Source organism: uncultured Acetatifactor sp., from assembly GCF_948601915.1.
Classification (GTDB): Bacteria; Bacillota; Clostridia; order Lachnospirales; family Lachnospiraceae; genus Acetatifactor.
In genome coordinates this window covers 1-11,780 of sequence record NZ_CAPDXS010000156.1, presented here as the reverse complement: position 1 = coordinate 11,780, position 11,780 = coordinate 1, and the positions used below count along the sequence as shown (strand labels likewise).

Sequence of the window (11,780 nt, the reverse complement as noted above, 5' to 3'; positions counted from 1 at the left end):
GACTGGTGGAACGGGCGGTTTAAGGCGATCCTGCCGGGAGAGGATGCGCGCCTGCTGGCCTGGAGGGGGATTTACGGTCTTTCCGGCGCGGTCAGGGCTGCCGGGAAGCTGGAGAAGCTGGAGGTTTCTTCCAAGGCGGAGGCCGGGGAAGACGCCATGTCCCTGAAGGGGCAGGCTGATGCGGATGAATGGCTGATGGGTCGGGATGCGGAGGATGCATTTGGGTCTATCAGGGACAGCCTGAAGGAATATGCGGCCTGCCAGAAGGAATTGTGCGATAGGATGTACAGACCGGAGACTGTAGCCCAGGCCAGGGATATGCTCCCGGAGGAGTACCAGGGGGCTTATCTGGTTGAGGATCTGTTACGGCAGACAGAGGATGAGAAATACGGCGAGGCGGTGGAGACAATCAAGGCAATCAGGAAGATTCTGCCGGGATTCACCAATGTGATGAAGCCCTATCTGCTGTGGATCAACGCGCGGCTGAAGCGCCAGACCAGGGAGTCCCGCCAGGCGGCAGGGGAGTTCCAGGTGCTGGCCAGGCAGATCAAGATGAGGCTGCGTGCCTTTATGGACGCGGGGCAGTATCAGGCTGCGCTGGCCGTGGCGAAGCAGCTGGAGGCTCTGCTGCCGGAGGACAGAGAGATACGGGAGATTATTGAGCGGCTGAGCTGACGGATGGCGGAAGCGGACGAGGTGGGCTGTGGGGAGGCGGTTCGAAGGCGAGGCAGTTTGAAGGCAGAGGAGGCGGGCTGCCGGGCGGTAGTCTGAAATAGGCTCTCGGAATTTCAGAAAGTAGAGTCAGGCATTGCGGCAGGAGGGCACCCGGAAAGGTGGGGGAACCGCTCCAAAGGAGTTTTTGAAAGCCGTGTAATATGTGGCCTGGAGATCCCGAGAGGATATTGAAGGGAAATGGAGGCAGGCATGATACAGCATGACCAAAAGATTTATACAGCAGAGGATTACTGGAAATTGCCGGAGGGGGAGCGGGCGGAACTGATTGATGGGCAGTTTTATGATATGGCGCCCCCTGGTTTTGTGCATCAGAAGCTGGTCAGCGAACTTCACAATAGGCTGATGAATCATGTAAAGGCCAATGGCGGCGGTTGTGAGGTCATCCCCGCGCCCTTTGCGGTGAATCTGAATGCGGATGACAGAAAATGGGTGGAACCGGATATCAGTGTGATTTGTGATAAGGAGAAGCTGTCGGAGCGGGGCTGCGAAGGCGCACCGGATTTTGTCATTGAGGTGGTCTCGCCCTCCAGCAGGAAGATGGATTATACGATGAAGACATCCCTGTATTCCGAAGCGGGCGTGCGGGAATATTGGATTGTGGATTCGCTGAAAAGGCGCACCACTGTATATCGGTTCGAGGAGGACGTCGCGCCGATTGTATTTCCTTTTGAAGCGGACATTGTGGTGGGGATTTATAAGAATTTGGATATTAATGTGGGGAAACTGTTGGAATAAGGAATTGATTATTTTTGACAATTCCTGCAAATTGCTTCGCAATTAGCCGGAACCAGAAATAACTCTTGAAGAGTTATTTCTGGAGGGTTCCTAAGGTGTCCTGGAATATCCGGGCGGACAGGAATGAGATAGAGCAGACAGGAGAGAGCGCGCATGAGGCGGGAGCAGAAGAAACAGGTTCAGGAGTTCGTCGAACTTCTGGGCCAGGCGCATGAGGAGATAAAGAAGCAAATCGAAAAAAAGAATCCGGCGGCAGCCATGGATTTGCTGGCCCAGTGCCAGGAGGGCGCTATCCAGATGGGCAGCCTGATTGAGGCGACTGAGGGGGACGGGGCTCCGACGATTCAGCTGCTGGAGTCCTATTGTGAGCTTGTCTATGGGATTTACGGGGAGCTGGGACAGGAGACAGGGGGGCGGATTGAGACGGGGGCCGGGGAGCCTGCCGATGAGGATGGAAGCATACAGGGCGGCACCGGAAGCGTACTGGCCGATGCCGCAGACAGGCAGCCGCCTGTACAGGCAGCGGGCAAGAGCCTTGCGAATGGCGGCAAGGCTTATAAAAAGCTCCGAAGCGCTCTGCTGCGCATCGAGAGCAGCATCCGCCATGACATCAAGGTGCGCCTGGAAGTGGCGTTTTTCCCCTACAAGGCTTCCATGTGGGATTCGTTGGAGAGCGTCTGGCTGGCGGCGGACGCGGATCCGGACTGCGATGCCTATGTAGTGCCCATTCCCTATTATGACCGGAACCGGGACGGCACGTTGGGCGCCTGGCACTATGAAGGGAATGATTTCCCGCCTTATGTGCCGGTGACCTACTATGAGACATATCGGCTGGAGGAGCGCAGACCGGATGCGGCGTATATCCATAACCCCTATGACCAGGGAAATTATGTCACCACGGTGGATCCCAGGTTCTATTCGGCGGAGCTGAAGAAATATATTGACAAATTGGTATATATACCTTATTATACAACGACCGGAGGGATGGCTGAAGCCCAGGAGAGATGCCTGGCGTACTATTATGCGGATTACATTGTCATACAGGCGGAGAAATACCGGAAGTTCTTTGCCCCCGAACTGGCGGATGAAAAATTCCTGCCTTTTGGATCGCCGAAATTCGACAGGGCCATTCGGATGTGCGCCCAGCCGGGGCCTGTGCCGGAAAGCTGGGCGGAGAGGATGCGGGGAAGAAAGGTTTACTTCTACAATACCAGCATCAACGGGCTGCTGGGGGATACGGCCAGGTTTTTGGAAAAGATGGCCTATGTGTTCCGGTGCTTTCAGGGGAGGGAAGATGCCTGCCTGATGTGGCGGCCCCACCCGCTGCTGGAGTCCACCATGGATTCTTTAAGGCCGGAGTACAGGCCGGCTTACGATGAACTGAAGCGGATGTTCACTGAGATGCGTCTGGGAATCTATGACGATACGCCGGATATCACGGAGACCATCTCCCACTGTGACGCTTATCTGGGAGATGAGGCTACCTCGGTGACTTCGCTGTTCGGCATAGCGGGGAAGCCCCTGTTCATCTTTAACAACAATATAAACACGGCTCCGGAGGAGGATGACTGGCGGGGGGAGATTGTCAGAGGATTCCAGATAGACGGGCAGGACAGATGGACGATCACCCAGGGGAATAAGCTTTACCGGTCGCCCGAGAATGATTATCATTATCGCTTCTATTGCGACTTATCGGAATATGCCGCCGCAGGCTATTACATCAGGGCTCTGGAGATAGACGGGAAAGTGTATGTGTGCCCGGGCAATGCCCAGGATATCCTGGTGGTGGGAGAGGGGAAGGTGCAGCGGCGTATTCCCCTGGAGCACCAGTTGGAGCAGTACGGCGCCTTTTCCATGGCATGGAATATCGGGCAATATCTCTTTCTGGTGCCCATGCGCTATCCGGACATCGTGCGGTACGATACGGTGCGGGACAAGGTGGATTACATCAATGGCGGCAATGAAGTCTTCGTGGACTATACGGACGGGAAATGGCGGGTAGGCGGAAGCTGCGTATGGGGGGAGTATCTGCTGTTGGCCTCCCCGGTGGACAATCGGATCCTGGCAATCCACAGCGAAAGCGGAAAGGCGGGACTGCTGACCACGGAGGTGGAAGATTCCGGAGGCTGCATCGCCATGGCATATGACGGGACGGATATGTGGCTGCTGCCTTATTCCGGGACGAAGATTACGAGATGGAATCCGGGGAACGGAAAGGCTGAGGTGTATGCCGATGTCCCGGAGGGATTCTTCTGCAGGGAGCTGCCCAGGGGGTATGAGACCGTAGAGCGGCCTTTCAGCCAGGCTGCGTTCAGCGGCAAGTATGTATTCCTGTCGCCTTACTGGGGGAACATGTTCCTGCGGCTTGACAGGGAGACGGGAGAGATGCGGGAGTGGAAGCCGCCTTTTCCGGCATTGGACCGGGAGAAGAACGGGTACTTTCTGGCCGGGGCAAAGGGAAATTTTCTTCCCTATTATGCGATTGGAGGGAGCGGCGGGAATGGAGCGGCTCCAATGGGGAGCCCATTGCACTGTGAGCCGGAGGATGGTTCCGGGACTGGGATGGGCACACAGTGGGACTGCCGTTATTTTTCAGTGCTTGACCGTAAATTCTATGACGTAAGACTGGAGACCGGGGAATGCCGGGAGGTCTCTGTGGATTTTGACACGAAGGAGCTGCGGGCCCAGACCGCCGGATTCTGGGAACAGTCGGAATGGCTGCAGTATGCCTGTAAAGAAGATGCTTTCAATAGCCTGACGGATTTTCTGGACGGGAATGTGACAGGGGCTGCTTTCCACAGAGAGCGGCAGCTGCGGGATTATGAGAAGATTGCGGCCAATTATGACGGGACATGCGGGGAGAAGGTGCACGGATTTATCAAAGATGAATTGACACAATGAATCCTAGCGGAAAGCTTTAGAACAGCAAAAAGAAGTCACAGGACAGAAAAAGGAAGCTGGCAAGAACAGGACAAGGAGAGATATCGTGACAAAGGTGATTACGTATGGGACATTCGACCTCTTTCATGAAGGGCATTACCGCCTGCTGAAAAGGGCGAAAGCCCTGGGGGATTATCTGATAGTGGGGGTGACCACGGAAGCCTACGACAAGACCAGAGGGAAGCTGAATGTAGTGGATTCCCTGGTGACCCGGATCGAGAACATCAAGAAAACAGGCTTCGCGGATGAAATCATCATAGAGGAGACGGAGGGGCAGAAGTTCAACGATATCAAAAGGCTGGGCATCGACATCTTCACCGTGGGATCCGACTGGACGGGCTGCTTCGACTATCTGAAAGACTACTGCAAAGTAGTATACCTGGAGCGGACAAAGAACATCTCCAGCACCATGCTGCGGGAGCAGAACAGCCATATCCAGAGAGTGGGCATCATAGGGACGGGCAGGATTGCGGCCAGGTTCATGCCGGAGGCGAAGCTGGTCAGCGGCATCAGCGCCCAGGGGGTGTATAACCCTCACCGTGACAGCGCGGCCAGGTTCGCCGAAAGGTGGGAAATCGAGGCCTATGGGGACTTGGAAGAATTCTTCGAGACGGTGGATGTGGTGTATGTGGCATCGCCCCACGAGACCCACTATGGATATATCAAAGCGGCTCTGGCGCATGGGAAGCATGTGCTCTGCGAGAAGCCCATGGTGCTGGAGCGAGGCCAGGCGGAGGAATTGTTCCGGTGTGCGAAGGAGCGGGGGCTGATCCTCTTCGAGGGAATCAAGACGGCGTACTGTCCGGGGTTCCAAAAGCTGCTGGGGATCGCCTGCAGCGGCAGCATAGGCAGCATCCGGAATGTGGAGGCATGCTTTACGAAGCTGGAGGCCGTGGACACCAGGGAGCTGACGGACAGAAAGTACGGGGGGAGCTTCACGGAGCTGGGGAGCTACTGCATGCTGCCGATCCTGAAGCTGCTTGGGAGGGATTATGAGGAGATCCGCTTTGAGTCCCTCAAGGGGGAGAACGGCCTGGATCTGTTCACGAAGGTCTCTTTGAAGTATCCCAACGGGGTGGCCACGGCTACCTGCGGCCTGGGAGTCAAGTCGGAGGGGCGGCTTCTAATCGCGGGCACAAAGGGGTACATCGTGGCGGAGGCGCCCTGGTGGAAGACCACTTATTTCGAGGTGCACCACGAGAATCCGGGGGATGTGCAGAAGTATTCGGAAATCTTCCTGGGGGACGGGCTGCGGTATGAGATCAGCGATTTCCTGTCCATGATCAACGGCGCGGAGAAGCATAATTTTAAGCTGACGAGAGGGGAGTCGGTGGCGCTGGCGGGGATGATGGAGGGGTTCCTCCGGCAGGTGGGACGGTAGGTAAAAGGCGAAAGTGTTTGTTGACTACGCAAAAAGATTGTGTTAACATAAGAAAAAGGAAACATATACTAGAAAAAAGTTCTATAGAATTTTGCTTTTAGGATAAAGCAGAGTCCTGTGGGGCATTATATTGTTAAAATCAAGATAGGGAAAACAAGTGAAAAACGTTAAATTAATGGAAAGTATAGTAAGGAAGCAGCTAGACTGTAGTGAACGCCTGTATGCTTTTTGGAGCTGTTATGAAAAAAGGACAGCGGATTTATGTGAGAAGTATTTGAGCCACCCTATTGAATCGAGAGAAAGCTATATGGTAGGTGAATTGTGCCGTTGGCTTGAGAAGGAAGGGTATCTTTTAATTCTTGGAACGGTGGAACAATTGAATAATGGTGCTAGTGATAAACTGGATAGTTTTATAGAGTTATATACTTTTTTATTATCATGTGCCAGTGAGGATACCATAACTTTGATTGATCAACTGTTCTCTATTCCAGGGCAATTTGCCCGAGAGTTCATGCGCGAAGAGAAGATGCTGATAGGAGAGTATGCAAGCGAGGCGGATGACTGCGAAAGAGGCATAGAATATAAGTTCAATAACAAGGGAACCTTTGCAAAGGTTCCTTATTTTTTAGGAGGTTGAAAGATGAATATCAAAGAAATCGCTACATTTCCTGTCCAATTGGAGCAAGTGGAAACTTTAAGCATTCAGGCAGAGAAGTACTCCAGTGAGGTGCGACAGGAATTTTCCATATCTGCCAGCGTAAAGGGAGAAGTGATTGATAAAAGTACCGGGAAATCCACAATTGAAATAAAAGTATGTAATGATGATTTTTCCATTGAAGAGAAAAAGGTGGGCATTTTCAAGTTCCAGGAAGAAATAACAGACGAAGAGGCTGCCATAAATTTTATGGAAGTCCAAGGGATACGGATTCTATGGTCTTATGTCAGAGAGGATTTTTATACGGTATCTTCAAAAATGCTTCTGAAACCTATTATGATACCAACGATTGATGTAATGAAAACACTGGAGAAAGCGCAGTAAGATGATAATTACATTTAGGCATGTCGATGAAGAGTATTACGGTGTGGAAGAAATTGTCAGACCCGTGGCGGAATTGACGGTGATTCGTCCGCAGTTTATCTGTATTGTGTGCGAGATATTAAATATATTCCATACGTATAGTGCGCGGCTTGTATCTGATGTGAAAAAAGCTCTAAAACTGAACGAGTATAGACTGGACAAAAATGATAAGGCCATGTTACATATGTATTGCAATTTGACGAATTTGATAGAGGATTTTTACTGGAATGTCGTTGACGATGAATTTGGAAGAAAAATCAAGGCATTTAATGAGAAGCAGTATTGGCAAAAAGGTATGAGATATCCGGATAAGCGCTTAGGACAATATCGGGGGCTCTTGTTTGAAGAGATTGTAGTGGCCGCTGTGGAAAAAAGGTATACTGAGAAAAGATTTTGCACGGGATGCCAGATTTATATCAATAGCCGCCGTGTCATAGCACTATACGGAGAGGGAAGTGCTTCTCATAAAGAAACGATAGATATTGCAGGTTGGGACGATAATGCGAAATATGGTGAATTTTATGAATGCAAAATCAATCCCGAAAGGTTTAGGAATGAGAATTACAGATTTTTTATGGAACTAAAGAAAGCTTTGGATGTTAATGGGATTCAAAATTATCAGGTTGGGTTGGTCAGTGCGGATACAATGGAACACTTAAAGGCTCAAAAGAGATATCTGGAAGAACAGGATGAAAGTTGCAAAGCAGAGTTTATGTTGATAGGCAGAGAAGATATATATAATATGCAGAGTAGCCGTATGCCGGAATTATTTTCTGCTTCAACTGAGGAATGATATATGGTAAAATGAAAGTATGCATACGATGTGGGCGAAACGGACGTCCAGAAAGTTTCTGAGGAAGGGGTGCTGACATAAGAAGAAAGAGATTGGCGTGAGGGAGGAGGAAGATTTTTATGAAAATATGGGCACACAGGGGATGCAGCCTGATGTATCCGGAGAACACGCTGCTGGCCTTTGAGAAGGCGGCGGAGCTCAAAGGGCTGACGGGAATCGAGCTGGATATCCAGCTGACGAAGGACGGATACCTGGCGGTATGCCATGACGAGAAGGTGGACAGAACCACGGACGGAAGGGGGATGCTCTACGATTTTACGCTGGCGGAGCTGAAGAAGCTGAGGATAGACGCAGGAGAAGGACGGGTAGAGCGGATTCCCACCATGGAAGAGGTGCTGGATCTTCTGGAGCCGCGGCTGAGAGAGGGCTTGCAGATCAATATCGAGCTGAAGAACAGCATACTTCCCTATGAGGGCATGGAGGAGAAGATTATCGGACTGATTCGGGAGAGAGGGCTGCAGGAGCATATCGTCTATTCCTCCTTCAGCGCGTTGTCTCTGGAGAAAGTCCGCAGGCTGGAGCCCGAGGCACGGATCGGCATGCTGGACGGCAAGATATCGGACTGCCTGTACAAGCTGAAGGGCGGCTGCGGCGCCGATGACCTGCATCCGAGCATGTACGGGATAGACCTTCCCCCTGAGAAGTTTCCGGGCTTCAGGGTGCGGGCCTGGGGCGGAGGACGGCTGTATCCGGAGAAGCCTACAGGGAACAGGCTGGATCTGGCGGCGCTGGAGAGGAAGGGGATTACGGATGTGTTTTTGAATGAGCCGGAGGCGTACTGCACTGGACTGGATTATTGAGAATCGGAAAGAGTTTCGTAGGTTCTTCAGGCTTTCCGGCTAAGCGGCAGGGTAAAAACAGTAAGTCTCCATGGCTGAAACAGTATATAAAGGGGGGAGCGTAGTTGGGAAAACAGTTCAATACCGCAGGTCGATGCCATCCGGAGCGGCATTACATGGTAAATATGGAAAGACAGCTGGCGCAGCTGGAACAGATGGTGGAGCAGGGGGATTATTTCTGCGTCAACAGAGGGCGGCAGTACGGCAAGACGACCATGCTCTCCCTCTTAAAAGGACGGCTGGAGGACTGTTATATAGTGTTTTCTGTCAGCTTTGAGGGGATTGGCGAAACCCCCTTTATGTCAGCAGAGGCTTTGGCATATACGCTTCTGGAGTTGTTCCGGGACAATATAGAGTATGGGGAAACAAAGCAGGTTCCTGAAGCAGCGAGGCAGCTGATTAGTGAGGCGATAAGCTCCTGTGCAGGGGAAAAGCTGTCTGTCCTGAAACTGTCAAAGCTGGTTTCACGGCTTTGTGCTGCTTCCGAAAAAGCAGTGGTGCTGCTGATAGATGAGGTGGACAGAGCGGCAAATTACAGCGCGTTCATGGAGCTTTTAGGTATGTTTCGGGATAAGTATCTCAAAAGGCCGGAACGCCCTACATTCCAATCTGTAATTCTGGCCAGCGTGTACGATATCAAGAACCTGAAACTGAAGATGCGCCCCCAGGAGGCGCATCAGTACAACAGTCCATGGAATATCGCGGCGGATTTCGATGTCAGCATGGAGTTCACCAGAGCGGATATCGCAGGAATGCTGGAGGTATATCAGAGGGACTATTGTGTTGGAATGGATATCCCGGCCATGGCACAGATGCTGTATGACTACACCTCCGGATATCCTTTCCTGGTAAGCCGTCTGTGCAAGCTTTTGGATGAAAAGGTGGCAGGGACAGAAAAATTTCCGGACAGAAGCGCGGCCTGGAACGGAGAGGGGTTCCAGGAGGCGCTGCGCCTGCTCTTGACAGAATCCAATACGCTCTTTGATGACCTTCGCAAAAAGCTGTCCGATTATCCGAATCTGCGCAGGATGCTGTATGAACTCTTGTATGAGGGGCAGTCCTTCCCGTACAATACGGATGACGAGATATTGGATATTGCCAGCATGTTCGGGTATATCAAAGAATGTGAGGGGAAAGTCATGGTGTCCAACCGCATCTTTGAGACCCGGCTGTATAATCTGTTCGTATCGGAGGAACGGATCCACAGTGCCATATATACGGAAGGATCCAGAGATAAGGCACAGTTCATCCGTAACGGACGGCTGGATATGAAGCGGATATTGGAACGGTTTTGCGTACATTTCACAGAATTGTATGGAGCCAATGAGGAAAGCTTTCTGGAAAAATCGGGACGGAAATTTTTCCTGTTCTATTTAAAGCCCATTATAAACGGGACAGGGAATTATTATGTGGAAGCCAGGACGCGGGATGAGGGGCGCACGGACGTCATCGTAGATTATCTGGGAGAGCAGTATGTGGTGGAACTGAAAATCTGGCGTGGAAATGCCTACCATGAACGGGGCGAGAGGCAGTTGCTGGAGTATCTGGAGGCTTACCGGTTGGAGAGAGGGTATTTGCTGAGTTTTGATTTTAACAAAAAGAAGGAAGTCGGAGTGAAGGAGATACAGCTAGGGGAGCGGGTTTTGGTGGAAGCAGTAGTGTGAGCGGGAAAGATGTTTGGATATTGGGGAAATAAATTCCATTTAGGCAGAGGTAAAGGATTTGGGACAAAAGGCCGATATAGGAATTAGGATGGTGCGGTATTGTCCTGTGGAAGGAGTGAACGTTAATTAAATATTGCGGCAGGGAAGCGGAATGAGATTGCAGGGAAGCAAGGAAATGAGACGGAACCTATTGCTGCTTGTGCGGTGGTAGGTTTTTTAATAAGTTTATTTTAAGGTATATATATTTTATTATATAAGAACGAGCCGGTTAAGGAAGGGTACATAACAAAGGCAGAACGGAGACTGATACAGTGAATTATGCAATCATACTTGCCGCCGGGGTAGGCCAGCGTATGCGCAACAGTGGACTGCCCAAGCAGTTTCTGAAACTGATGGGCAAGCCCATTATTGTCTATACACTGGAAAAATTTGAAGAGTGCAGGGAAATCGACAGCATAATCGTCGTCAGCCATGGAAGCTACGTGGAGCACATGAACAGCCTTATCGCGCTATACCGCATCAGCAAGGCGGGCAAGGTAATCGTGGGGGGCAGCGACAGGCAGAGCAGCTTACAGAAAGGGCTGGAAACAGTGGTGGAAGAGGGCGGGAAAGAGGATGATATCGTAGTGATACATGACGGCGTAAGGCCGCTGGTGGATTTGTCCATCCTTCACGAGAACATACGCATTGCCCGGCAGCATGGCTGTGCCGTCACGGTGCACCCGGTGACGGAGACTGTGGTGATAACGGATGCGGAAGATGCCGGCATGGAAGATTTCAAGAAGCGGGAAGATACCTATTCCATGACATCGCCCCAGACGTTCCGGCTGGGCAGGATTCTGGATGCATATGAGAAGACGGAGCTGTCGGAGAGCGGCTCTGTTCCCCTGCTGGATGCCGCCATGGTGTACGCCCGGGCGGGGGGCGAGGTTCATTTGGTGAAAGAACAGGGCGTGAACCTGAAAATCACCACGCCGGAAGATTATTACTTTTTAAAGGCCATGCTGGAGCTGGAGGAAAACAAATTCGTGTTCGGCCTGTGATAGAAACAGGCGATATTGCGGGATTCGATCGGAAAGCAAAATCAGCGGGGGACAACGTGAGGAGTGAGACCATGGTGGAACAGAGGGATATAGATATCATAATGAATAACCCCATAGACTGGGAGAGGTTCAGAAATAAGACGGTTCTGGTCACGGGAGCTACCGGAAGGCTTGGAATGTATCTTGTAGAGGCTGTGAGCAAAGCTGATATTGACTGGAACCTTAATGTCACGATTATCGCGCTGGCAAGAAATGGGAAGAAGCTGGAGAGAGTGTTCGGTGAATCCTTAAAACTGCCCAATGTCCATGCACTGGTACAGGACATCACGGAACCGATTAGATGGGACGGAGCTGTGCATTACATTTTTCACACGGCAGGGGCGGCCAGCCCAATGGATTTCACGAATGAGCCGGTGGATACGCTCTGGGGGCATCTACAGGGGACGCGGAACGTACTGGAGCTTGCCAAAGAGAAGAAAAGCGAGAAGGTTCTTTATGTATCTACCGTTGAA

11 protein-coding genes are annotated in these 11,780 nt (G+C 51.5%); all 11 read left to right on the top strand.

Annotation, left to right across the window (positions count from 1 at the left end; genetic code table 11):
- Positions 1 to 675, top strand: a 675-nt coding sequence (locus tag Q2B33_RS20370; RefSeq protein WP_300822971.1) for a hypothetical protein, incomplete at its 5' end; no start/stop codon positions are given.
- A 249-nt stretch (positions 676 to 924) separates the two neighbouring features.
- On the top strand, positions 925 to 1,470 hold the full coding sequence (locus Q2B33_RS20365; protein ID WP_300785251.1) for a Uma2 family endonuclease: 546 nt from the start codon (positions 925 to 927) through the stop codon (positions 1,468 to 1,470).
- Positions 1,471 to 1,623: 153 nt separating this feature from the next.
- Entirely contained in the window at positions 1,624 to 4,371 is a 2,748-nt protein-coding gene (locus Q2B33_RS20360; protein ID WP_300791543.1) for a hypothetical protein, read from the top strand.
- A gap of 85 nt (positions 4,372 to 4,456) precedes the next feature.
- The gene (locus Q2B33_RS20355; RefSeq protein ID WP_300784590.1) at positions 4,457 to 5,791 is read left to right on the top strand and encodes a Gfo/Idh/MocA family oxidoreductase; all 1,335 of its coding nucleotides are present in this window, start codon (positions 4,457 to 4,459) and stop codon (positions 5,789 to 5,791) included.
- Positions 5,792 to 6,098: 307 nt separating this feature from the next.
- Complete coding sequence (locus Q2B33_RS20350) at positions 6,099 to 6,428, top strand: hypothetical protein (protein ID WP_300914208.1); 330 nt, start codon at positions 6,099 to 6,101, stop codon at positions 6,426 to 6,428.
- Between the two features lie 3 nt (positions 6,429 to 6,431).
- On the top strand, positions 6,432 to 6,830 hold the full coding sequence (locus Q2B33_RS20345) for a hypothetical protein (protein WP_300784594.1): 399 nt from the start codon (positions 6,432 to 6,434) through the stop codon (positions 6,828 to 6,830).
- Position 6,831: 1 nt separating this feature from the next.
- Entirely contained in the window at positions 6,832 to 7,662 is an 831-nt protein-coding gene (locus Q2B33_RS20340) for a hypothetical protein (RefSeq protein WP_300784596.1), read from the top strand.
- A gap of 119 nt (positions 7,663 to 7,781) precedes the next feature.
- A complete protein-coding gene (locus Q2B33_RS20335; protein WP_300784598.1) occupies positions 7,782 to 8,522 on the top strand; it encodes a glycerophosphodiester phosphodiesterase family protein in 741 nt (246 codons plus the stop codon).
- Between the two features lie 155 nt (positions 8,523 to 8,677).
- Positions 8,678 to 10,225 carry an AAA family ATPase gene (locus tag Q2B33_RS20330; protein WP_300784600.1) on the top strand — a complete coding sequence of 516 codons (1,548 nt, stop codon included), beginning with the start codon at positions 8,678 to 8,680 and terminating at the stop codon, positions 10,223 to 10,225.
- A 311-nt stretch (positions 10,226 to 10,536) separates the two neighbouring features.
- The gene (locus Q2B33_RS20325) at positions 10,537 to 11,268 is read left to right on the top strand and encodes a 2-C-methyl-D-erythritol 4-phosphate cytidylyltransferase (protein WP_300784602.1); all 732 of its coding nucleotides are present in this window, start codon (positions 10,537 to 10,539) and stop codon (positions 11,266 to 11,268) included.
- On the top strand, positions 11,265 to 11,780 hold a 516-nt coding region (locus Q2B33_RS20320), incomplete at its 3' end, for an NAD(P)-dependent oxidoreductase (RefSeq protein WP_300914206.1). The genes Q2B33_RS20325 and Q2B33_RS20320, both read left to right, overlap by 4 nt.